Genomic DNA, 22,400 nt, shown 5'->3' on the forward strand with positions numbered 1-22,400 from the left:
GATGTTCAACGTCCTTCCCCGGAGCGCGCGGCGCTCCACCGCGCCGCGTCGCCCCTCGTGTTCTTCTCCTTCTTGCGGTTCCTGCGGCCCGTGCGCACGCACCGCAGCAACTCCTCGCCGTACGGCAGCAGCACACAGGTGCCGATCGCCGCGGCGATGCCCGCCAGATAGCCGCGCGACAGCGGCCGCCGGCGCGGCACCAGCCGCCACGCGTCGGGGTCACCGCGGCCGCCGCGCAACAGCGACTTCACCTGGTCGGCGTGCAGACACATCAGGGAGGCCAGCGCCCCGAACGGCAGCGACTCCAGGAAGCTGTGGATGTGCTGCTCGACGGGCTTGACCTCCCGCTCGCTCTCGACGGCCGTACGGACGTCCCACAGCGCCGTCGCCTCGTGCACCGCGGCCCCGCCCAGCTGCACGCTCAGCAGCAGCGGGTTGACCTCGTAGCGCAGCGTCAGCGCGATCGGGATGCCGACCTCGGCCATCATCAGCGAGTGGATCAACGACTCCTTGGTGCCCGCGGTCTCCTCGATACGGGTCCGCCGGTGCATCACCCAGTCGGCCACCCCGGGCACGAACCAGCTGGGCAGCAGCCCGTACAGCAGGTAGCGGGTCGTGGCGTCACCGACGTCGACGGTGACGCCGGTGGCACTGATCTCCTTCGCCTGTCCGGTGCTCACGTACCACCTCGGGCGTCCGGCTCGGCGCGGCTGATGTCGGCGAGCGCCGACGCGGGGTCCTCGGCCTCGGCCAGGTCGCTGAGGCTCAGCATCCCGACCGGCAGCCCGTTCTCCACCACCGGAAGCCGGCGCACCGCGTGCTCGCGCATCAGCGCGGCCGCGATCGTCACCCGCTCGTCCGGCGTCACCGTCACCGGATCCGGTGTGCACACCGACTGCACGCTCACCGTCATCGGGTCGGCACCGTCGGCCACCGCCCGCACCGTGATGTCACGGTCGGTGAGCACGCCGATCACGTCCTGCCCCTCGGCCACCACCACGTCGCCGATGTTCTGGGTGCGCATCAGCTGCGCCGCCTCGACGAGCGAGGCGTCCGGGCGTACGGCGACCACACCCGGGGTCATCACGTCCTTCACCAACTCGTTCATCACTGGGGCCCTCCCTCCGTTTCCCCGGCCGACGGGGGCACCCGGGCGGTCGAGCCGCCCGCGGCACCCCCGGCACGGTCCCTACGCGTACTCCTCAGGGCCGGTCTCCCGGGCCCTGATCAGAGCCTGGGCCAGCTCCTGGACATTGCCGTAGCGCTCCTGGCGCGGCAGCCGCTCCAGGGCCTCGACGAGGGCATCGGGCGCCTGGTGGCCGCGCAGCTCGCGGACCAGGTCGCGCGCGCTCGCGGGGAACGCCCTGCGGCCCAGGATCCGGGCCAGCTCAAGGCGCACCGACTCCAGGGACGTCGGCGCACGGCTCGGCGTCACCGGCCCGTGCGCGACCTCGGGGTCGTCCTCGGCGGCCGGCTCCGGGTCGTGCCACTCCTCACTACGGGTGGGGTGCCCGGACCTGAGCAGCCCCTGGAGTTCGTGCTTCATCTCGTCGTCACGGTGGACGCTCAGCCGGTCGCTGCCTCGCTGCATGTCTCCCTCCAGACGTTCGGGGGTCCGCACCGCGTACCCGAACACCGCGAGCCGACACGGGTTCGGCACCCCGGATCGGTGCCCTCCGCACTGGTTTGCGCCACGGCCTGCGGGAGACCCGGATCACACCCCCCACTCATCTCTGGGGAAGGACACGCCATGGCGATGCTCGCTGTGCTGCTTCCGCTGCTCATGCTCGGAGTGGTGGTGCTGCTCGGCCGTTACGAGGAGCTGCTGCTGCCGCAGGACGACGACACCGGCCGGCGCGAACCGGCCGGCGTGCCCCCCGCGGCGGCGACCGCTACTTCTTCTCGCGCCCCGGCAGGAACTCCTGCATCTTCGCCTTGAAGCCCTGCTTGACCACCGATCCCCGGTCCGCGTCGCCCTTCAGGATCGACGCGGCGGTCGCCTCCATCTGCTCCCAGGTGGCGTGCGGCGGGATCGGTGGGACGGCCGGATCAGTCAGGAACTCGACCACCGCGGGACCGTCCGCCTCCAGCGCGGCACGCCAGCCCGCCTCGACGTCCTCCGGCTTCTCCACCCGGATGCCGGTCAGTCCCAGGGAACGCGCGAACGCGGCGTACTGCACGTCCGGGATCGCTTGCGACGGCAGGAACTGCGGTGCGCCCTCCATGGCCCGCATCTCCCACGTGACCTGATTCAGATCCTGGTTGTTCCACACGGCGATCACCAGCCGCGGGTCCTCCCACTGGTGGCGGTACTTCGCCGCCGTGATCAGCTCCGCCATTCCGTTCATCTGCATCGCCCCGTCGCCCACCAGCGCGATCGCGGGCCGGTCCGGGTGCGCGAACTTCGCGCCGATCACGTACGGCACCCCGCAGCCCATCGTCGCCAGCGTGCCGGAGAGCGAGCCCCGCATGCCCGGCCGCATGGTCAGGTGCCGCGCGTACCAGTTCGCCGTCGAGCCCGAGTCGGAGGCGACTATCGCGTTGTCCGGCAGCAGCGGGTCCAGGGCCCGGGCCACGTACTCCGGATTGATCGGGTCGGCGTCGAGTCCCGCCCGGCGCTCCATGACCTCACGCCAGCGCGTCACGTTGGCGCACACCGTGTCGTACCACTCGCGCCCGCGTCCCTCCTGGATCAGCGGGATCAGCCGCTCCAGCGTGGCCTTCGCGTCGCCGACCAGGTTCACCTCGTACGGGTAGCGCATCCCGACCATGTGCGGATCGATGTCGATCTGCACGCCGCGCGCCTTGCCGAACTCGGGCATGAACTGGGTGTACGGGAACGACGACCCGATGGTCAGCAGCGTGTCGCAGTCCCGCATCAGCTCGTACGACGGACGCGTGCCCAGCAGGCCGATGGAGCCGGTGACGTACGGCAGTTCGTCGCTGAGGACGTCCTTGCCGAGCAGCGCCTTGGCGACACCGGCGCCGAGCAGCTCGGCGATCGACTCCACCTCGGCCCGCGCGCCGGCCGCGCCCTGGCCGACCAGGATCGCCACCTTGTCACCGGAGTTGAGGATCTCGGCGGCCCGCCGCACCGAGTCGTCGGACGGCACGGCCGTCCACGAACTGCGGTCCAGGCTGGAGGGCACCATCTTGAACTCGTGCGTCGGCGGCGAGTAGTCGAGCTCCTGCACATCGCCGGGGATGATGATGGCGGTCGGACAGCGGCGCGCGTACGCGGTGCGGATCGCCCGGTCCAGCACGTTCGGCAGCTGCTCCGGCACGGTCACCGTCTCCACGAAGTCGGAGGCGACGTCCTTGTACAGCGTGTGCAGATCCACTTCCTGCTGGTAGGAGCCGCCCATCGCGGTGCGGTGGGTCTGGCCGACGATCGCCAGCACCGGAACATGGTCCAGCTTGGCGTCGTACAGGCCGTTCAGGAGATGGATCGCGCCCGGCCCGGACGTGGCCGTGCACACCCCGAGACGGCCGCTGAACTTGGCGTATCCGACCGCCTGGAACGCGGACATCTCCTCGTGCCGCGACTGCACGAAACGGGGCTCGTTCTCGGCCCGGCCCCACGCGGCGAGCAGGCCATTGATGCCGTCGCCCGGATAGCCGAAGACCTGCTCGACCCCCCACTCGCGCAACCGCTCAAGGACGTGGTCGGAGACCTTGGTGCTCATGTACGACCTCCCGGACGTATGGGGACAAGAGCCAGCAGTACGAGTCACCCTGCGCGACGGCGGAAAACCTCTCCGGGTTTGCGGGCGGGGGCCGGGGGCAGGCGCATCTCAGTGCTTCGGACAGGAGGCACGTCCGTGGGAGCGGCGAATCGCGCCGCCACCGGTGCTCCTGGTCCGCACCCAGTCGATGCGCTCCCACGGTGACCGTCCAACCCAGAGCACCTGCAAGGGAATTGCGACGCATCATGCCGATCCACACCAGCGCGAAGCAGCACCCCCACGACGACGCCCCCGACACCGCCGACGCCTTCCGCCGGCTCGCCACACTGCCCGCAGGACCCGAGCGCGACGCGCTCCGCGACGAGATCGTCGAGGCCTGGCTGCCCATGGCCGACCGGCTCGCCGGACGCTTCCGCAGCCGCGGCGAGAGCTTCGAGGACCTGCGCCAGGTCGCGGCCCTCGGCCTGGTCAAGGCCGTCGACCGCTACGACCCCGAGCTCGGCAACGCGTTCGAGAGCTACGCCGTACCCACCATCACCGGCGAGATCAAGCGGCACTTCCGCGACCACATGTGGACCCTGCACGTACCTCGCCGTGTCCAGGACCTGCGCAACCGCGTCCGGTTCGCCGCCCAGGACCTGTCCCAGACCATCTCCGGCCGGCGGCCCACCGTGGCGGAGATCGCCGAGCACACGAAGCTGAGCGAGGAGGACGTCAAGACCGGCCTGGAGGCCCTGGAGAGCTTCACGGCCCTGTCCCTGGACGCGGAGCTGCCCGGCAGTGAGGACGGGTACTCCCTGAGCGACGCCCTCGGGTCGCCGGATCCGGCGCTGGACACGGTCGTGGACCGTGAGGCCGTGAAATCGCGGCTGGCGGCGCTGCCGGAGCGGGAGCGGACGATTCTGTACATGCGGTTCTTCGGGGACATGACGCAGAGCCGGATCGCCGAGGAGCTGGGGATCTCGCAGATGCATGTGTCCCGGCTGATCAGCCGGTGCTGCGGCCGGGTCCGGGAGCAGGTCATGCGGGATGTCGCCTAGCGCCCTGGGCCTCCGACTTCACCCGGTCGAGTGGCGCTGTCCGGCGAATGGGGCACGGCCGCGCGCGGCGTCGTGAAGGGCTGGCTGTGATGGCAGAAGGGCTTTCCTGCCGTCGCCCGAAGGAGCTCGCCCCATGCGCCGCACCCGCCACGCACTCTGCGTCGCCGTCCTGGCCGGCTCGGCCCTGGTCGGGTTCGCTCCGGTCGTGTCCGCCGAACCCGCCGCCGAGGTCAGCCCGGCCACCGTGGAGCCCGGCGGCACGCTCACCATCTCGGTCAGCTGTGAACCGACCGGGGGGCCGCCGCCCGACAGCATCGATGCCACCTCGCAGGCCTTCGACGAGGGCACGGTCCCGCTGCGCAAGGTGACCGGCAACGACGACAAGGTGTCCGGCCCGGCCTACCGGGGCACGGCCCGTATCGCTCCCGCGGAGAACTTCGAGGGTGATCCCGACGCCCTCGGCGAGGACTCGGCGTGGACCGTCGACGGCACCTGCCCGGCCGCTCCCGGCGGCGAGGGCGAACCGTGGAGCGCGACCTTCACCGTGGCCCACGGCGGAGGACACCACAAGCCGTCTCAGGAGCCGTCCCACCGGCCCACCCACGAGCCCTGCCCCGACGAACCGCGTGACGAACCGCGCCACGAAGCGTGGCACCACTCCGACGAGTGCGCGGGAGCGGTCGTCCAGCGCGGGGTACGCGCCGGTGACGGCGGTGCCTTCTCCGACTCCGTGCCCGCCCTGGTCGCGGGCGGGGTCCTGATCGCGGGCGCGTTCGGTGCCGCCGTGCACCGGCTGCGCAACCGGGAGAGCGACCCCTACCGCTGAGCCCCGGCGCGCACCACCGCCCCGGAAGCCCCGCTTTCCCCGGCCCGGCCCCCTCATGCTGTGACCGTCACAACCCGGCCGGGCGCCCATGGAGCGGCGGCGCCCTGGGTACTCAGTGGCCGAGGACACGGACGAGGGCGACAGGACACGGCACCAGGCACTGCGGAGGTACGGATGCGGCGGACCGACCCGGAAGGTCACGGCCCCGTCCGGTTCGGGCCCCCGCTCCCGGAGGACGGACTGCCCGTACTGCCGGAGCTGTCCGCCGTGCTCGCCGCCGCGGCGTCCCGGGGCGACCACGAGCCCGTCGGCGGGGGACCTGCCCTGCGGGAGGCCGCCTGCGGCTACTGGGACCGGCGCGGACTGCACTGCGACCCCGGCCGGGTGGCCGCCGGACCCGGCGCGCCCGCGCTGCTGCTCGCCCTGACCGCCGCCCTCGGCGGTGACGTCCTCGTGCCGAGACCCTGCGCCGCCTGGTGGGCGCCGTACGCCCGCCTGCTGGGGCGCCCCGTCTTCCACGTGCCGACCCCGCCGGAGAGCGGCGGTGTGCCCGACCCCTACGCCCTGCTGGAGACCGTGCGCCGGGTCCGCGCCGAGGGCGGTGATCCGCGCCTGCTCGTGCTGTCCGTAGCCGACGACCCCACGGCCACCGTCGTCCCTCCCGAGCTGCTGCACGAGACCGTCGAGGCCGCCGAGGGCGAGGGCCTGCACCTGGTCAGCGACGAGACCTGGCGCGACACCTTGCACGACCCGCACGACACCGTGCTGCTCAGCCCCGCCGAGATGCTGCCCGGCCGGGTCACCGTCGTCACCGACCTGGCCGGTGCCCTCCTCCCGCCCGGCTGGCCGGCTGCGGTGGCCCGCTTCCCGGCCGGCGAGGACGCCGACGGCCTCCACGCGCGCGTGCTCGACGTGCTCACCGCGCTCGACGCCCGGGTCGCCGCCCCCGTCGCCGCGGCGGCCGCCTACGCGCTGGGGGAACCGGAACCGGTCAGCGCGCGCGTCGCCACCGCCGTGCGCCTGCACGCGCGCCTGGCCGCCGAAGCGCACGCCGCCGTCGTCGCGGCCGGCGCCCTCGCGCGGCCCCCGCAGGCCGGCCGCCATCTGTACGTCGACCTCGCTCCGCTGGGCCCAGCGCTGCGCGCGCACGACGTCGGCGACGCCCAGGAACTGGAGGACTTCCTCACCGCCCGCCTCGCCATGCCCGCACCCGGCGGCCACCGCTTCGGCGACGAGCTCGAAGCCCCGCGCGTGCGGCTCTCGACCGGCGCACTGCTGGCCGGCTCCGACACGGAACGCGCGGAATGCCTCACCTCACCCACGCCGTTGGAACTGCCACACGTGCAGCGGGCGTTGATCCAACTGAAGTCGGCCTTCGACGATCTCCGCGACGACGCTCAGCGATGGGAGCCTCCTCGATGACGCAGCAGTCCGAGTCGACCACGAGCACGACCACTCGGGAAGCCGACGACGCGGCCCTCCCGTCCCCCGTCGCGCTCCCCTACCCGCCGCTGGCCGAACCGAGACCACTGGCCGAACGCCGGGTGTGGCCGCGCACGTTCCACGACCGGCTGACCGCCCCGCTCCCCGGCCTGAGGGCCATGGCCCGCTTCGCCCGCGAGGGCGCCGTGAGACCGGGCCCGGAAGGCCTCGCCGACATCCCCCGGCTCCCCTACGCCCCCGGCCCGCTGCCCCGCGTGGACGCCCGCACGGTCGCCGTCACATGGGCGGGACACGCCAGCTGGATCCTGCGCATCGGCGGGCTCACGGTCCTCACCGACCCGGTCTGGTCCCGCCGCATCCTCGGCACCCCGGCCCGCATCACCCCCGTGGGCGTCCCCTGGGAGGCACTGCCGCGCGTCGACGCCGTCGTCATCAGCCACAACCACTACGACCACCTGGACGCCCCCACGCTGCGCAGGCTCCCGCGCGACACCCCCGTGTTCGTCCCGGCCGGTCTGGCCCGCTGGTTCCACCGCCGCCGCTTCACCCGCGTCACGGAGCTCGACTGGTGGGAGGCGGCCGAACTCGACGGCGTCCGCTTCGACTTCGTCCCGTCCCACCACTGGTCCAAGCGCACCCTCACCGACACCTGCCGCAGCCTGTGGGGCGGCTGGGTCCTGACCGACCAGGAGGGCCGGCGCGTCTACTTCGCGGGCGACACGGGCTACGGCCACTGGTTCTCCCGCATCGGCCGCCGCTACCCCGGCATCGACCTCGCCCTCCTCCCCATCGGGGCCTACGAGCCCCGCTGGTGGCTCAGCGACGTCCACTGCGACCCGGAGGAGGCGGTCCGCGCGGCCCAGGACCTGGGAGCGACCAGGATGGCCCCCATGCACTGGGCCACCTTCGTCCTGTCGGCGGAGCCGGTCCTGGAACCTCTCGCGCGGGTCCGCGCCGCCTGGGAGAAGACAGGCCTCCCCCGAGAAAACCTCTGGGACATGCCGGTCGGCGCTTCAAAGGTGCTGTAGGTATACAAGGGGCGCGGGGAACTGCGCGATCAACCCCCACAACCCGCGGTCCGACGACGGCCACCGCCCCTACGGCGCTACCGAACCCGCCGTACAACACTCGGCACCGCGCTGATCACCAAGGTCAGCGCGATCGCCGCGACCACACCCTCCCACGGCTCATCGAACAACGACCCCCCGAGAATCCCGATCAACTGATACGTCACGGCCCAGGCCAGACAGGCCGGCAGGTTCCCGCGAGAGAACCTCCGCATCGGCCACTTCGCCAGCAGGCAGGCCAGCATCACCGGGATACGGCCCGCCGGCACCAGCCGGGACAGCACCAGCACCGCCACCCCGTGCTCGGCGAGTTTCGTCTGCGCCTGCTCCAGCCGATCCTCCGGTGCCCGCGCCCGGATCGCCTCCAGCCAGCGCGAGCCGTTCTTCGACTTCATCCCGCGCCGCCCCAGCCAGTACAGCGCCGCGTCGCCGAGGAACGCCGCCAGCGACGCCGTCACGAACACCATCGCCAGCGAGAACGGCGCCGTCTGGTGGACGGCGACCACAGCCGCCGAACTCACCAGCGCGCCCGTCGGAATCACCGGCACCAGCGCCCCGATCAGCACCAGCACGAAAAGCGTCGGATAACCGATCGCCTGCTGCGTCGACTCCGGCACGACGGACGCCGGCGTGACGGCCGACACCGCGAGCAGAGGTACGGCGGCCTGCGCCACCGGCGCGGTCCAGATCACCGCGCGACCTCAAGGCGCACGCTCTCCCCGTGCCCGAGCCGGTGCACCGCCACGCCGGGCGCGTGCCGCGCCGCGAGCCGCACGAACTCGTCGCCCGGCGCATGGAACTCGTGGGGGCGCACGGCGTCCATCCCGATCGGCCAGTACGTGCCGTAGTGCACCGGCACCGCACTGCGCGGCGCCAACCGCGCCAGGGCCTGAGCCGCCCGGCCCGCGTCCAGATGGCCCTCGCCCAGGTACGGCCCCCAGCCGCCCACCGGCAGCAGCGCCACCTCGACCGGCCCGACCTCCTCGGCCATGTCGTCGAACAGCCCGGTGTCCCCGGCGAAGTACGTCCGGGCCTCGCCGGCTATGACGTAGCCGAGCGCGGGGGAGCGGTGCCGTCCGAGCGGCAGCCGGCGTCCGTCGTGCCGCGCGGGCACGGCCCGTACGACGATGTCGCCGACCGGGGTCTCGTCCCCGGGCGCCACCTCGCTGACCCGCAGGTGCGCGAGCCGGCGCAGTCCCGGCACCGCCCGGCGCGCGCCCCGGGGCACGAGCAGACGCGTGCCAGGAGCGAGCCGCATCAGCGACGGCACATGCAGGTGGTCGGCGTGCAGATGCGAGACCAGCGCGACGTCCGCCCGGTGGGCGCCGGGAGGCGGCAGGTCCCCGCGCCGGCGGCGCAGGTGCGCGAGCCGGCGTGCGAACAGCGGATCGGTGAGCACGCGTACGTTCGAGTCCTCGACCGTGCAAGTGGCGTGACCCCACCAGGTGATCTCCACCGGCACTTCTTTGCCCCCTTCGCGCGACTCCCCGAAGCCTACGTGCAGGAGTAGGGTCGGCGGCGAAACCGGAGGTGAGGGGGGACGCCATGGTGCCGGTCCGGGTCACGGCGATCGCGAGTCTGACGCCGCTGGAGGAGCTCGACGACGATCCGTTCCTGGTCGACTCCCGCAGCCAGCACGCGATGTGCGCGCGCTGGGCCGCCGAGCGGGGCTATGTGATCAGCCGGGAGTTACTGGTCCGGGGGCTGCGCCCCGACCACTGCGCGCTGTGGGACGGCGTCCGCCCCGGCCTGGACCTGTTCGTGGCCCCCAGCCGGAGAGTGCTGGAGAGCGCGCTCGCCTCCGTCGAGGAGTTCACCGCGGAGTGCGCGCGGCGCGGGGTGCGGGTCGAGACGGTCGGGCACGCGGAGCCGGCGTACGACGCGGCGATGAAGGCGTGCGTGCACCGCCGGCTGTCGATGCCCACGGCCGGCTACGACGGGCGCTGACGCGACGGTACCGGGGACACCCGGCGCCCCCGGAGCGTTGTGGCACTGTGGGTGAGGGCCCGTGGTGGCGACGGGCCGGGACGTGAGGTGGCGGGGCGTGCGGGGCGTGCGGTGGCGGCGGGTCGCCAGTCAGGTGGGGCGGAGCGTCGCCGTGTGGGCGGTCTCCACCCTCACCCTGCTCGTGCTCGCCGGGATCCTGCCCGACTTCCGGCTCCGCTCGGCCGACGGTGACAGCGCCACCGACATCGCCGTCACGGCGGCCTTCGGCGCCGGCGCCTTCGGTCTGCTGTCGGCCGTGGTCTGGCCCCTGCTCGTCCGGCTCCTGCTCCTCGTACCGGCGCTCGTGCTCGGGCTGCTGGTGTTCTTCCTCAACGGCGCGCTGCTGCTGCTCGCCCTGCGCCTCGACCCCGGGGAGCGCGGCACCGCCGCCCCGGAGACCGCCGTCGTGGTCGCCGCGGTGATGTCCGCCGTGGCGTCCGCCACCGGCGCCGCCCTGGCCGTGCGCGACGACGACGCCTACCGCCGCCGGCTGTACCGCCTCTCCGACCGCCGCCGCCGCTCCGGACCGCCCTCCCCGGCCAGCCCCGGCACGGTCTTCCTGCAACTCGACGGCGTCGGCCACGACGTCCTGCTCGACGCGGTCGGCCAGGGCCTGATGCCCACCGTCGCCCGCTGGCTCGACATCGGCGACAGCGGCCGCCCCACCCACCGGCTCACCCCCTGGCGCACCGACTGGTCCAGCCAGACCGGCGCCAGCCAGCTCGGCATCCTGCACGGCAGCAACCACGACGTCCCCGCGTTCCGCTGGTACGAGAAGGACACCCGCGAGGTCGTCGTCTGCAACCGCCCGACCAGCGCCGCCGAACTCCAGCGCCGCGCCGTCGGGTACGCCGGGCACGGCGGCCTGCTCACCGTCGACGGCGCCAGCCGCGGCAACCTGTTCAGCGGCGGCGCCGAACAGCAGGCCCTCGTGCTGTCCATCGCCGCCCGCCGCCGCAGCCGGGAGAACCGCTCCCGCGCGGGCTACTTCGCCTACTTCTCCGACCCGGCCAACGCCGTGCGCACGGCCCTGTCCTTCGTCGCCGAGGTGGGCCGGGAGATCGGCCAGTCCACCCGGGCCCGCCTCGGCAAGCAACGCCCTCGCGTCTCCCGCGGCGGCCTCTACCCGCTCGTGAGGGCCTTCGCGACCGTCGTCGAGCGGGACGTCGTCGTGGCCGCCGTCATGGGCGACATGCTCGCCGGCCGCACCGCCGTCTACGCCGACCTCGTGGCCTACGACGAGGTCGCCCACCACTCCGGCCCCGCGAGCCGCGACGCGCGGAAGGTCCTCGAACGGCTCGACCGCTCCCTCGCGCTGATCGAGAACGTCGCCGAGCACGCCCCGCGCCCGTACCGGATCGTCGTGCTGTCCGACCACGGCCAGAGCCCCGGCGAGACGTTCCGCTCCCGCTACGGCCTCACCCTCGGCGACCTGGTGCGGGCCGGCTGCGGACTGCCCGTGCCGCGCCGCGCGGAGCGTACCCGCAGCGGGACGGAGGCCCGTGCCGCCGTGCGCGCCGCCCTGCGCATACCGGTCGAGGAGAGCGGCGAGCGGCACCGCCCCACGCGCCGCTCGGAGCCGATCGTGCTGGCCTCCGGCAACCTCGGCCTGGTCTCCTTCCCGGACGTCACGCACCGCATGAGCAAGGAGGAGATCGACGCCCGCCACCCCGCGCTGCTGCCGACCCTCGCCAACCACCCCGGCATCGGCTTCCTGCTGGTCCGCAGCGACGAGCACGGCGGGGTCGTCCTCGGCGCGTACGGCGCCGAGATACCGCTGGCCGACCTCGACGACAATCCGGGCCCGCTCGCCGCGTTCGGGCCGGGCGCCGCCGACGCGGTACGCCGTACGCACTCCTTCCCGCACACCGCCGACATCATGGTCAACTCCTTCCACGACCCGGCCGACGGCGAGGTCCTCGCCTTCGAGGAGCAGATCGGCTCCCACGGCGGCCTCGGCGGCGAACAGGGCAACCCCTTCCTGCTGTCGCCGCTCGGCTTCTCCGCGCCGGTCGACGAGGGGGAGGAACTCGTCGGCGCCGAACACGTCCACCGCGTACTGCGCCGCTGGATGCGCGAGTCGGACGGCCCTCAGGTGCCGCTGGAGAGCAGCGAGGAACGCGCCGCCTGACGGCTGCTGTTCGCCGTCCAGAGGGCTGGTCTTCCGCGTGCGTCGAGCGGGAGTGTGATCGGATGGGGGCCAGGAACCCGGTCACGGTTCCGGATACTCATCGAAAGGATGCGTCATGGCAGCCACGCGCTCCGCACACACCGTGTGGGAAGGCAACCTGTTCAAGGGCAACGGCGTCGTCACCTTCGACTCCTCCGGCATCCTCGCCGAGCAGCCGGTCACCTGGGCGGCCCGCACCGAGGAGCCGGGCGGGAAGACCAGCCCGGAGGAGCTGATCGCCGCGGCCCACTCCAGCTGCTTCTCGATGGCTTTCTCCAACATCCTCGACAAGGCCGGCACCCCGCCGACCAAGCTGGTGACCTCCGCCGACGTCACTTTCCAGCCCGGCGAGGGCATCACCGGCATCCACCTCACCGTCGAGGGCACTGTCCCCGGTATGGACGAGGCGGCGTTCCTCGCCGCCGCCGAGGAGGCCAAGGTCGGCTGCCCGGTCAGCCAGGCTCTCAAGGCCACGCCCATCACCCTGACCGCCAAGCTCGCCTGACCGGCCCCAGCAACCTCGCGCGGGCCCGCCCACCAGGGCGGGCCCGCGTGACGTCGTCGGTTCGGCGACCGCGCCCGGGGTATGAACCAGACGCTCTGCCGCCGGTCCGGAAGGAACGCGATGCTGCCGGGAACGTCCACCAGCGCGACGGCGCTCGACTCCGCCACCCGTGACCGGACCCGGGTCCTGCTCCTGTTCAGCCTCTCCGGCCGGCTCCGCCCCCGGGACACCGCACTCGGCGCCCTCGTCGGCCGCTACGACTACGGCCGCTTCGCCTCCCACCTGATGACCAGCCAGGACGTCCTCCCCGTCCCGATGCTGGACGAACAGATCGCGCCACGCCGGCTGCGGCTGCCGCGCGGCGACCACGGCCTGGGCCTGGCGTCCCTGCGGATCCTCGTCGTCACCACCCCGCGCGGCGACGCCACCCTCGTCGTGGACTGCGCCTTCGCCGGCGAGACCACGGCCGGCGACCTCGCTGCCTGGCTGGCCACCACCTGCTTCGACCGGGAGCGGATCGAACTCGACGACCGCCCGCTCCTGACGGCGCTGACCGAGCAGCTCGGCGGCCGGCCGCTCGCCCTCGGCCAGAACGTGCACCAACTGGTCTTCCCCGGCGGCCGGTTACAGCGCGAGCTGCTCAGCGCCGACGAGGCCCGCAAGGCGATCCTGCTGAACGAGATCGTCTACCGGGGCCGGATGCCCTGGAACCCCGCCACGCCCTACGACGCGAGCCTGGCACCGCACCTCAGGAACCACGGCGTCACCCTGTCCGCCCTCGGCCGGGGCGTCTCCGTCCAGGCGGGCTGGGCCCCGCACGTCGAGAACGGCCTGATGCTCGTCGCGATCGGAATGATCTCCGCCCTGGCCGCGCTCCAGCGCACCCGGCTCGCGGCCTTCGCGACGATGAAGGCCAACGAGCAGGCCCTGACCGACTCGCCCACCGAGATCCGCTCCCTGATCTCCCGCCTCTCCGCAGGCGTCAACGAACTCCAGCTGGACCTCGCCTTCGGCGTCGAGGCCTACGTCGACAGCCTGCTGATCCCCGAGATGGTCATGGAGGCGTTCCAGTCCTCGCTGCGCGACGCGCTCGGCATCCGCGACAGCCTGGAGAACTCGGCCCGCATGGTCGAGCGCCTGACCTCGGTGATCAGCGCCCGCTCCGCGGCCCTGGACGCCGAACTCGCCGAGCGCGACGACCGCCGGGACCGCACCGTCTCCGGCCTGGTCGCCGCCGCCACGCTGATCGCCCTGCCGCCCACCCTGCTGCTGGCCTTCTTCGGCGTGAACGGCACGAACGTCGACGATCACCGCTCCATCCTCGACCTGCGCGCCTACGGCACGGCCTACGCGCTGGCCTGGCTCCCCTTCGTGATCCTGGTCCTGATCGGCTACGTCCTGCTCAGACGGATCAGCACCCGCTCCGGCTCGCTGCTGCCGGCGCCCGACGACGACGCCGTACCCGTCCCGCCTCCGCGCTCGCCCTCCGGGAGCCGACGACCATGACGCCACATCCCGCCGTCTCCGCCCACCGGGGCGGCTCCGAGCGCGCCGGACCCGCCACCTGGCAGGCCTACGAGGACGCGCTGGAGTCCGGCGCGGAGTACGCCGAGTTCGACATCCGCCGCACGAAGGACGGCGTCCTCGTCGTCTACCACGACCCCCGGGTCGGGCCCACCGGACCGCCGCTGGCCACGCTCACGCACGCCGAGCTGAGCGAGCGGGCCGGCTACGACGTGCCGGTGGTGGACGAGGTCATGGCGCTGATCGCCGGGAAGCTCGTGGCGCACCTGGACCTGAAAGAGGCAGGCTACGAGCGGGAGGTGGTCGACCGGGCGGTGGCCCTGCTCGGCGTGGACGGGCTCGTCGTGACATCGCTGGAGGACTGCTCCGTGGCCGCCGTCGCACAAGGCTTCCCCGGGGTGCGTACCGCGCTGTCCCTGGGGCGCGACCGCAGGGAGCTGGCCCTGGCCCGGCTGCCCGGGACCCGGCTGAGCGAGCTGTTCCCGGTCCGCCGCATCCGGGCCTGCGGGGCCCACGGAGTGGCCGTGCACCAGCGGCTGGCCAGGACCACCGTGCTGCGCGAGGCGACCCGGCACGGCCTGTTCACCATGGTGTGGACGGTCAACGACGACACCCTGATGCGGGCCTTCCTCGCCCACCCGCGCGTGGACGTGCTCGTCACCGACCGGCCCCGGCGGGCCGTGGCGCTGCGCGGACCGGTCACCCCCTCGCGCCATTGACAACAGCGCACTCAAGTTTTGTGCTGGAAAGTGAGAGCGCCCTGGCGGAAGGGGACAGCGATGGGACGTGCGGTCGGGATCGACCTCGGAACCACGAACTCGGTGGTCGCCGTGCTGGAAGGCGGCGAGCCCACCGTCATCGCCAACGCGGAGGGGGCCAGGACCACACCCTCGGTCGTGGCGTTCGCCAAGAACGGCGAGGTGCTGGTCGGGGAGGTGGCGAAGCGGCAGGCCGTGACGAACGTGGATCGCACCGCCCGCTCGGTGAAACGCCACATGGGTGACGCGCACTGGCGCTTCCCCGACCACGGCGACATCGACGGCACCCGCTACCGGGCGCAGGAGCTGTCCGCGCGGGTGCTGCAGAAGCTGAAGCGGGACGCGGAGTCCTACCTCGGCGAGGACGTCACGGACGCGGTGATCACCGTTCCGGCGTACTTCGACGACAGCCAGCGGCAGGCCACCAAGGAGGCCGGGGAGATCGCGGGCCTGAAGGTGCTGCGGATCATCAACGAGCCGACGGCGGCGGCGCTGGCGTACGGCCTGGACAAGGAGAACGACCAGACGGTGCTCGTCTTCGACCTCGGCGGCGGCACCTTCGACGTGTCGCTGCTGGAGATGGGCGAGGGCGTCATCGAGGTGAAGGCCACCAACGGCGACACGCACCTCGGCGGCGACGACTGGGACCAGCGGATCGTCGAGTACCTGGTCAAGCGCTTCAAGGGCCAGTACGGCGTCGACCTCGCGGGCGACAAGATGGCGGTGCAGCGGCTGCGCGAGGGCGCCGAGAAGGCCAAGATCGAGCTGTCCAGCTCCACCGAGACGACGATCAACCTGCCCTACATCACGGCCTCCGCCGAGGGGCCGCTGCACCTCGACGAGAAGCTGACCCGGGCCCAGTTCCAGGAGCTCACCTCCGACCTGCTCGACCGCTGCAAGGCGCCCTTCCACCAGGCGGTCAAGGACGCGGGGGTGAAGCTCTCGGCGATCGACCACGTGATCCTGGTCGGCGGCTCGACCCGGATGCCCGCGGTGACCGACCTGGTCAAGGAACTCACCGGCAAGGAGCCGCACAAGGGCGTCAACCCCGACGAGGTCGTGGCCGTGGGCGCCGCGCTCCAGGCGGGCGTCATCCGCGGCGACGTCAAGGACGTGCTGCTGCTCGACGTCACCCCGCTGTCCCTGGGCATCGAGACCAAGGGCGGCATCATGACCAAGCTCATCGAACGCAACACGACGATTCCCACCCGGCGTTCGGAGATCTTCACCACCGCCGCCGACAACCAGCCCTCGGTCGGCATCCAGGTCTACCAGGGCGAGCGGGAGATCGCCGCGTACAACAAGAAGCTCGGCGTCTTCGACCTGACGGGTCTGCCGCCGGCGCCGCGCGGCGTGCCGCAGATCGAGGTGGCCTTCGACATCGACGCCAACGGCATCATGCACGTCTCCGCGAAGGACCTGGCGACCGGCCGCGAGCAGAAGATGACCGTCACCGGCGGCTCCGCCCTGCCCAAGGACGACATCGACCGCATGATGCGCGAGGCCGAGCAGTACGCGGAGGAGGACCGCAAGCGCCGCGAGGCCGCCGAGACCCGCAACCAGGCCGAGCAACTCGTCTACCAGACCGAGAAGTTCCTCCGCGACAACGGCGACCGGATCCCTGCCGACACGAAGACCGAGGTCGAGTCCGCCATCACCGAAGTGAAGGGACAGCTGGAACAGCAGGCGGACACCGCCGCTCTGCGCGCCGGCGTGGAGAAGCTCGCCTCGGTCAGCCAGAAGATGGGCCAGGCGATGTACGCCCAGGCCCAGCAGACACCCACCGAGGAACCCTCCGGCACCCCGCGGGACGAGGAGGGCGTCGTCGACGCGGAGATCGTGGACGAGGAGAAGGACCGCCGGGACGACAAGGGCGGCGCCGCCTAGGGTCCGGGCGGACGGGACCGGACGCGTCGCTCCGGTCTCGTGTCAGCGGAACGCGGCGACGTGACGTCGGGCCCACTCGGCGAACGGGCGGGGCGCGCGGCCCAGGACCCGCTCGGCGTCGGGGCTGACGCGCTGCTCCGCGGCCGTGGGCTCCCCGAGGATGGACAGGGTCGTCTCGACGACGGGCCCGGGCATGAACCGCAGCATCTCGGCCCGGGCCTCCTCGCGCCGCTGTTCGACGAAGCGCACCGGCTCGCCGAGCGCGTCGCCGAGATCCTGGGCACGTTGCCGGGGCGTGCTCAGGGCGGGGCCGGTCAACTCGTAGGTCTGTCCGGAGTGGCCCGGCTCGCGCAGGCACACGGCGGCGACCCCGGCGATGTCCTCCGGGTCGATGACCGGCAGTCCGACGTCACCGAACGGCGCGGCGACCTCCCACCGGGTCCGCACGGACTCGGCCCAGGCGAACGCGTTCGAGGCGAAGCCGCCGGGACGCAGGATCACCCAGTCCAGGCCCGACTGTCTGACGGCGTCCTCGATAGCCCTTCCGACGCCGCCGTGCGAGGCCGACTCCGGCCGCGTCGCGACTCCTTGGGACGACAGCAGGACCACGCGTTCGACCCCGCCGGCCTTGGCGGCGTCGAGGATGTGCCCGGGGTCCAGCAGGTGCGCGTCGGCTCCGCCGTTCTGCAGGAACAGCGCGTCGGCGCCGTCGAGAACGGGACGGAGAGTCTCCGCGTCGGTGAGGTCCGCCCTCCGGTGCGACACACCCTCGGGCACATCCGCGGCCGAGATCCCCCGGGATGTCGCGGACACCCGCTCGCCGTCCGCCACCAGGATCCGTACGAGCGACCGGCCCACGTTCCCCGTCGCCCCCGTCACCACGATCATGAGCAACTCCTCTGTTTTTCGGTGCTGTTGCCGTGGCTCAGGACGCTAACACCGTCGATATAGTAGGTACCTAGAGGAAAGTGACTGCCCTGAGGGGAAGCGCATGGCGGGCGAGGCGAGGAGCCGGACGGAACCGGCCGCGACCGAAGCGGAACTGGCCTGCCCCATCGCCCCGGTCGTGGACATCGTCTTCAGCCGGTGGACCACACCGATCCTGTGGACGCTCCACACGCACGGCCGGCAGCGCTTCGTCGAGCTGGAACGGCGCATCGGCACGATCACGCCGAAGGTGCTGACCCAGCGGCTGCGGCAACTGGAGCGGGACGGCCTGGTCCTGCGGACGTACCACCCGGAGGTCCCCCCGAGGGTCGAGTACGAGATCAGTGGGCTCGGCCGCAGCCTCGCGCCGCTCTTCGCGCACCTCGCCGAGTGGGCGGACACCAACCTGGGCGAGGTCGAGCGGGCCCGGCAGGCCTACGACGGCGGGTCCTAGCGTCCCGGCGCGTCGGGCGGCAGGGTCACGCACACCGCGTCCAGAACGGTCGCGTACGGCGTGCCGAAGTGGGTGAGTCTGGAGCGAAGCCGGTCCAGGCCGTCGCGGTGGTCCGTCAGGAGCCGGGTGTCGCCGGTGCGGGCCGCGCACTCGAGGACCGCGGGGAGGAAGTCCGGCGGTTCCTCGCCGGTCGTCTCCAGTCCGTGCGCGCGGTACAGCTCCTCGGAGGGGGTCGGTGCCGCCTCGCGCCAGGCGCTGAGATACAGGCTGTGCTCCGGCTCCGCCTCGAAGACCTCGACGTAGTGCGCCGCCAGCTCACGCGGTGGGCTGAGCGCCGCGTGGTCCGCGAACTCCCGCAGCTGCGGGGCGGCTTCCCGCAGCAGCGGCAGCCGGGCGCGGAAGTCGTCGTCAGGGAACATCAGGCACAGCGCGGCCGCCTGGTACAGCACCTCGAATCCAGGCATCCGACCTCCTTCCCGTGCGCCCCGCGATCCCGACGGTAGGGGCCGGCGGAGGGGCGCACCCGTCGGCGGGGTCCGTACGGGTCACCGTGGCCGGACCGGGTCGACGGGCGCGACGGCGACACCGAGCACACCTCGGTGCCGGTGCCCGACCGGCCTGCCGCAGACTCAGAAGCTCTCGCGGTACTCCCGCAGCAGCCTCTCTGTGCGCTGCGTGGAGGCGGCGCCCGCCGTCATGTGGTCGAGGACCTCCAGATGCGCGGAGACCTCCTTGCGCGAGTCCAGGTAGAGCGCGCCGGTCAGGTACTCGGTGAAGACCATGTCGGGCAGTTCGGGCTCGGCGAAGCGGAACAGGGAGAACGGCGCGTACGTCCCCGGGTGCGGGCCGTCCTTGAACTCGGCGATCTGGAGCGTGACGCGGTCCCGCCCGGAGTACTCCAGCAGCTTGTCCAGCTGGTCCCGCATCACCTGGCCGTCGACGCTCACCGGCCGCCGCAGCACCGTCTCGTCCATGATCACCCACAGGTGCGGCGGGTCCGGGCGGTCCAGCAGCCGCTGCCGCTCCATGCGCAGCGAGACGTGCCGCTCCACGGCCTTCGGCCCGGAGTTCCCGATGGTTCCGGCCTGCAGAACCGCACGCGCGTACCCCTCGGTCTGCAACAGCCCCGGCACGAAGTGCGGCTCGTAGGACCGGATGATCCGGGCGGCGCCCTCCAGGCTCACGTACAGGCTGAACCACTCCGGCAGCACGTCGTGGAACCGCTGCCACCAGCCCGGCCGGTTCGCCTCCTCGGCGAGGTCGACGAACGCGGTCACCTCGTCATCGGGCACACCGTACGCGGTGAGCAGGATCTGCACGTAGGGGATCTTGAGCGCGACGTCGGCGGTCTCCATCCGCCGGACCGTCGCGGGGGCGACGCGCAGTACGCGGGCGGCCTCGTCACGACTGAGGCCCGCCGCCTCGCGCAGTTCCTGCAGCCGCTTGCCCAGCACCACCTGGCCCACGGTGGGTGCGGCCCGCCGTTCACTCACGCCACGCCTCCCCAACGTGCCCAAGCCTGCGATCAGTCTGTCACGTTCCGCTGCCGGTCTCACAGGGCCGCGGGGGAGGAGATCGCGGGAAACGGACATGTCGCCGGGGCATTACCCCGGGGGTAATCGACCGGAAGCGCACGGGCCGGGATCGTGAACGCACCAGGCCCCGGGCCGGCGCACTCCGGCCCGGGGCCCGGCACCGACCGCCGCACCACGACCCGACGGAGGGTGATGCACCATGTCCGCGACCCAGCTCGCCACACTCGCCCGCACCAGCGCGCCGCAGTCGATGCTGCGCCGCTTCCTCGCCCTGGACGCGGCCGTGACCGGCGCCAACGCGCTCGCCTACTTCGCGTTCTCCGGCCCGCTCGGCCGTTTCCTCGGCGTGGACGCCGCGCTGCTGCTCGCCCTGGGCGCCTTCCTCACCGCCTACGCGGCGGGTGTGGGCCTGCTGGCCGCCCGCCGGCAACCGCCTGTGCTCGGCGTGCGGGCCGTCGTCGAGGCCAACCTCGCCTGGACGGCGGTGAGCCTCGCGGCCCTGGCGCTGTGGCTCACGCCGAGCACCGCGGGCGCCGTGTGGACGGTACTCCAGGCCCTGGTCGTGGCCGGGTTCGCCGTCCTCCAGCACACGGCGCTGAGGGCCGTCAGGGCATGAGCGACTGAAGGTACTTGACCGTCGCCGGGTCGGCCGGGAGGAGCGTCTCGATGGCCAGCTCGGCGACGGTCACGTCCATCGGTGTGTTGAACGTGGAGATCGAGGAGATGAACGACAGCGTCCGCCCCTCGTGCTCGATCCGCAGCGGCAGCGCGAAATACGGCACCGGTTCCGAAGGCTCCTCCGCCGGATCCGCGGCGGGCACCGGATACGCCGCCACCTCCTCGTACAACGCCCGCAGCGGCTCGGAGCGGTGCAGCGCGATCTGCCGCTCCATCTGCTCCAGCAGGTGCCCGCGCCAGGCGCGCAGGTTGCGGATGCGCGGCGCCAGCCCCCGCGGGTGCAGGGCGAGCCGCATCGCGTTCAGCGGCGGTTCGAGCAGGGACTCGCAGACGCCGTCGACCAGCGTCATGATCCCCCGGTTGGCCGCCACCACGTCGTACACCGCGTCCACCACCAGCGCCGGATACGGCTCGTAGCCCCCGATCAGCCGCTCGATGCCCTCGCGCAGCGCGCCCAGCGCCGGGTCGTCCAGCGGCGTCTCGGGGTAGCGCGGGGCGTAACCGGCCGCCAGCAGCAGCGCGTTGCGCTCCCGTACGGGGACGTCCAGGTGCTCGGCCAGCCGCAGCACCATCTCCTCGCTCGGCCGGGAGCGGCCCGTCTCGATGAAGCTGATGTGCCGGGCCGAGGAGTCCGCGCGCAGGGCCAGCTCCAGTTGGCTGACCCGGCGCTGCTCCCGCCAGGCCCGCAGCAGGGGACCCACGCCCTGGCCGGCGGTGGACGGATGAGTGGTCATGCCGGGACCGTAGTCGAGAACCGGTCGCGCCGGACAGGCACACCGCTCCGACCAGGGCTTGGGGCGTTCCGCTGTGGCAGGCTGAGAAGGGAGAAGAGGACTCCCGCGTCAGGGAAGGAGCGCTGCCCATGCCCGTCGAACCGCTGTCGCAGAAGGAGGTCGAGGACCGGCTGGCCGAGCTGCCGGGCTGGTCGCTCGACGCCGACCGCCTCACCCGCTCCTACCGGCTCGGCTCGCACTTCGCAGCGACGGCGATGGTCGTGCACATCGCCCAGGTCCAGGAGGAGCTCGACCACCACTCCGACCTCACGCTCGGGTACAACACGGTGTCCCTGTCCGTGCACACGCACAGCGCGGGCGGCGCCGTCACCGAGAAGGACTTCGAGCTCGCCCGCAGGGTGGAGGACCTGGCGCCCGGGCACGGGGCACACTGACCGGGTGCTCGACTACGACAAGGAAGCGGAGCGGTACGACGCCTCGCGCGGCGGCGAGCCCAGGGCGGCCGCCGCCGCGGCGGCGGTGCTGAGCCTCGTGCCGCCGGACGCGCGCGGCCTGCTCGACGTCGCCTGCGGCACCGGCATCGTGACCCGCCGGCTCGCGGCCGCGCGCGGCGGCATGCGGGTGACCGGCGTGGACCTCGCCCCGGCGATGGCCCGGCAGGCCGCCGCCCGGCTGCCCGGGGCCGTGGTGCTCGCCGACAGCCGCCGGCTGCCGTTCCGGGACGGCGAGTTCGACGCCGTGTGCAGCGTGTGGCTGCTGCACCTGACCGCCGGGCCCGCCGACGTCCGGACCATCGTCGGCGAGTGTGCCCGGGTGCTGCGGCCCGGCGGCGTCTACGTCACCACGGTCGACAAGGCCGCCTCCCACAACGTGGGCAGTGACATCGATGTCGTCCTGTCCTCCCGCCCGCCCAGTCCGGTCCGGGACGCGGCGGCGGACGTCGAGTCCTGCGCCGCCGGCCACGGCCTGGTCCCGGCCGGGCAGGCCCGCTTCCGCGGCCACGGGCAGGGCCGCAGCCCGCGCCGCACGATCGCCGACCTGCGCCGCGGCTGGTTCGTCACCCTGCCGCCCGGCCACCCGCTCGCCGACGGCTTCGCCACCCGTCTGGCGGAACTCCCCGACCAGGACAGACCCCGCCCCGACCCGTTCTTCACGCTCAGGGCGTTCCGGAAGCCGTGAA

25 protein-coding genes are annotated in these 22,400 nt (G+C 72.8%); 15 read left to right on the forward strand and 10 right to left on the reverse strand.

Features of this window, described 5'->3' with window-relative positions; genetic code table 11:
- Window positions 1-5: 5 nt before the first annotated feature.
- The 3 genes from ACH4G3_RS04070 to ACH4G3_RS04080 form a co-directional block, all read right to left on the reverse strand.
- Complete coding sequence (locus ACH4G3_RS04070; RefSeq protein ID WP_397622965.1) at window positions 6-680, reverse strand: diguanylate cyclase; 675 nt, start codon at window positions 678-680, stop codon at window positions 6-8.
- Window positions 677-1,108 (reverse strand): CBS domain-containing protein, encoded by a 432-nt coding sequence (locus ACH4G3_RS04075; protein ID WP_397622966.1) that lies wholly within the window; start codon window positions 1,106-1,108, stop codon window positions 677-679. Before ACH4G3_RS04075 ends, ACH4G3_RS04070 begins: the two co-directional genes overlap by 4 nt.
- Before the next feature lie 81 nt (window positions 1,109-1,189).
- On the reverse strand, window positions 1,190-1,591 hold the full coding sequence (locus tag ACH4G3_RS04080) for a DUF2795 domain-containing protein (protein ID WP_397622967.1): 402 nt from the start codon (window positions 1,589-1,591) through the stop codon (window positions 1,190-1,192).
- Window positions 1,592-1,750: 159 nt separating this feature from the next.
- Here ACH4G3_RS04080 and ACH4G3_RS04085 point away from each other — a divergent pair, with 159 nt between their 5' ends.
- Window positions 1,751-1,939, forward strand: coding sequence for a hypothetical protein (locus ACH4G3_RS04085; protein WP_397622968.1), 189 nt, complete (start codon window positions 1,751-1,753; stop codon window positions 1,937-1,939).
- Here ACH4G3_RS04085 and ACH4G3_RS04090 read toward each other — a convergent pair.
- Complete coding sequence (locus ACH4G3_RS04090; protein WP_397622969.1) at window positions 1,893-3,686, reverse strand: thiamine pyrophosphate-requiring protein; 1,794 nt, start codon at window positions 3,684-3,686, stop codon at window positions 1,893-1,895. The genes ACH4G3_RS04085 and ACH4G3_RS04090 overlap by 47 nt on opposite strands.
- A 245-nt stretch (window positions 3,687-3,931) precedes the next feature.
- On the opposite strand from ACH4G3_RS04090, the gene ACH4G3_RS04095 reads away from it, so the two are divergent.
- The 4 genes from ACH4G3_RS04095 (at window position 3,932) to ACH4G3_RS04110 (ending at window position 8,023) form a co-directional block, all read left to right on the forward strand.
- Window positions 3,932-4,726: an RNA polymerase sigma factor SigF gene (locus ACH4G3_RS04095; RefSeq protein WP_397622970.1), complete on the forward strand. Its 795-nt coding sequence runs from the start codon at window positions 3,932-3,934 to the stop codon at window positions 4,724-4,726.
- Between the two features lie 133 nt (window positions 4,727-4,859).
- Window positions 4,860-5,552 carry a hypothetical protein gene (locus ACH4G3_RS04100; RefSeq protein WP_397622971.1) on the forward strand — a complete coding sequence of 231 codons (693 nt, stop codon included), beginning with the start codon at window positions 4,860-4,862 and terminating at the stop codon, window positions 5,550-5,552.
- A 174-nt stretch (window positions 5,553-5,726) separates the two neighbouring features.
- Entirely contained in the window at window positions 5,727-6,974 is a 1,248-nt protein-coding gene (locus ACH4G3_RS04105) for an aminotransferase class I/II-fold pyridoxal phosphate-dependent enzyme (protein ID WP_397622972.1), read from the forward strand.
- Window positions 6,971-8,023, forward strand: coding sequence for an MBL fold metallo-hydrolase (locus ACH4G3_RS04110; protein ID WP_397622973.1), 1,053 nt, complete (start codon window positions 6,971-6,973; stop codon window positions 8,021-8,023). Before ACH4G3_RS04105 ends, ACH4G3_RS04110 begins: the two co-directional genes overlap by 4 nt.
- Before the next feature lie 77 nt (window positions 8,024-8,100).
- Here the strand turns inward: ACH4G3_RS04110 and ACH4G3_RS04115 are convergent, their stop codons facing one another.
- Together ACH4G3_RS04115 and ACH4G3_RS04120 are read right to left on the reverse strand one after the other, a co-directional pair.
- Entirely contained in the window at window positions 8,101-8,715 is a 615-nt protein-coding gene (locus ACH4G3_RS04115) for a DedA family protein (RefSeq protein ID WP_397623376.1), read from the reverse strand.
- Between the two features lie 35 nt (window positions 8,716-8,750).
- Entirely contained in the window at window positions 8,751-9,524 is a 774-nt protein-coding gene (locus tag ACH4G3_RS04120; protein ID WP_397622974.1) for an MBL fold metallo-hydrolase, read from the reverse strand.
- A gap of 83 nt (window positions 9,525-9,607) precedes the next feature.
- Here ACH4G3_RS04120 and ACH4G3_RS04125 point away from each other — a divergent pair, with 83 nt between their 5' ends.
- From ACH4G3_RS04125 to dnaK, 6 genes are all read left to right on the forward strand, one after another.
- Window positions 9,608-10,009, forward strand: a complete 402-nt coding sequence (locus ACH4G3_RS04125) for a hypothetical protein (protein WP_086599425.1) — start codon at window positions 9,608-9,610, stop codon at window positions 10,007-10,009.
- Window positions 10,010-10,106: 97 nt separating this feature from the next.
- Window positions 10,107-12,179 (forward strand): phage holin family protein, encoded by a 2,073-nt coding sequence (locus ACH4G3_RS04130; protein ID WP_397622975.1) that lies wholly within the window; start codon window positions 10,107-10,109, stop codon window positions 12,177-12,179.
- A gap of 115 nt (window positions 12,180-12,294) precedes the next feature.
- Window positions 12,295-12,723 (forward strand): OsmC family peroxiredoxin, encoded by a 429-nt coding sequence (locus ACH4G3_RS04135; protein ID WP_010049193.1) that lies wholly within the window; start codon window positions 12,295-12,297, stop codon window positions 12,721-12,723.
- Between the two features lie 120 nt (window positions 12,724-12,843).
- Window positions 12,844-14,229 (forward strand): hypothetical protein, encoded by a 1,386-nt coding sequence (locus ACH4G3_RS04140; protein ID WP_397622976.1) that lies wholly within the window; start codon window positions 12,844-12,846, stop codon window positions 14,227-14,229.
- Complete coding sequence (locus tag ACH4G3_RS04145) at window positions 14,226-14,966, forward strand: glycerophosphodiester phosphodiesterase family protein (RefSeq protein ID WP_397622977.1); 741 nt, start codon at window positions 14,226-14,228, stop codon at window positions 14,964-14,966. Before ACH4G3_RS04140 ends, ACH4G3_RS04145 begins: the two co-directional genes overlap by 4 nt.
- Before the next feature lie 60 nt (window positions 14,967-15,026).
- Entirely contained in the window at window positions 15,027-16,892 is a 1,866-nt protein-coding gene (gene dnaK, locus ACH4G3_RS04150; RefSeq protein ID WP_397622978.1) for a molecular chaperone DnaK, read from the forward strand.
- 42 nt (window positions 16,893-16,934) lie between these two features.
- Here dnaK and ACH4G3_RS04155 read toward each other — a convergent pair whose 3' ends face one another.
- Window positions 16,935-17,780, reverse strand: coding sequence for an NAD(P)H-binding protein (locus ACH4G3_RS04155; protein ID WP_397622979.1), 846 nt, complete (start codon window positions 17,778-17,780; stop codon window positions 16,935-16,937).
- Window positions 17,781-17,883: 103 nt separating this feature from the next.
- Between ACH4G3_RS04155 and ACH4G3_RS04160 the strand changes: the two genes are divergently transcribed.
- Entirely contained in the window at window positions 17,884-18,273 is a 390-nt protein-coding gene (locus ACH4G3_RS04160) for a winged helix-turn-helix transcriptional regulator (RefSeq protein ID WP_397622980.1), read from the forward strand.
- Here ACH4G3_RS04160 and ACH4G3_RS04165 read toward each other — a convergent pair.
- Together ACH4G3_RS04165 and ACH4G3_RS04170 are read right to left on the reverse strand one after the other, a co-directional pair.
- Entirely contained in the window at window positions 18,270-18,737 is a 468-nt protein-coding gene (locus ACH4G3_RS04165) for a nitrate reductase molybdenum cofactor assembly chaperone (protein ID WP_397622981.1), read from the reverse strand. The two genes, ACH4G3_RS04160 and ACH4G3_RS04165, sit on opposite strands and share 4 nt — an antisense overlap.
- Window positions 18,738-18,902: 165 nt before the next feature.
- Window positions 18,903-19,766, reverse strand: a complete 864-nt coding sequence (locus ACH4G3_RS04170) for a helix-turn-helix domain-containing protein (RefSeq protein WP_397622982.1) — start codon at window positions 19,764-19,766, stop codon at window positions 18,903-18,905.
- A gap of 241 nt (window positions 19,767-20,007) precedes the next feature.
- Between ACH4G3_RS04170 and ACH4G3_RS04175 the strand changes: the two genes are divergently transcribed.
- Complete coding sequence (locus ACH4G3_RS04175; RefSeq protein WP_397622983.1) at window positions 20,008-20,424, forward strand: hypothetical protein; 417 nt, start codon at window positions 20,008-20,010, stop codon at window positions 20,422-20,424.
- Here the strand turns inward: ACH4G3_RS04175 and ACH4G3_RS04180 are convergent.
- A complete protein-coding gene (locus ACH4G3_RS04180; protein WP_397622984.1) occupies window positions 20,414-21,220 on the reverse strand; it encodes a helix-turn-helix domain-containing protein in 807 nt (268 codons plus the stop codon). The two genes, ACH4G3_RS04175 and ACH4G3_RS04180, sit on opposite strands and share 11 nt — an antisense overlap.
- 128 nt (window positions 21,221-21,348) lie before the next feature.
- Between ACH4G3_RS04180 and ACH4G3_RS04185 the strand changes: the two genes are divergently transcribed.
- Window positions 21,349-21,654: a 4a-hydroxytetrahydrobiopterin dehydratase gene (locus ACH4G3_RS04185; protein WP_354746088.1), complete on the forward strand. Its 306-nt coding sequence runs from the start codon at window positions 21,349-21,351 to the stop codon at window positions 21,652-21,654.
- A gap of 4 nt (window positions 21,655-21,658) precedes the next feature.
- A complete protein-coding gene (locus ACH4G3_RS04190; RefSeq protein ID WP_397622985.1) occupies window positions 21,659-22,399 on the forward strand; it encodes a class I SAM-dependent methyltransferase in 741 nt (246 codons plus the stop codon).
- Window position 22,400 lies beyond the last annotated feature (1 nt).

Source organism: Streptomyces afghaniensis, from assembly GCF_044327915.1.
In the GTDB taxonomy this organism is placed as follows: Bacteria; Actinomycetota; Actinomycetes; order Streptomycetales; family Streptomycetaceae; genus Streptomyces; species Streptomyces afghaniensis.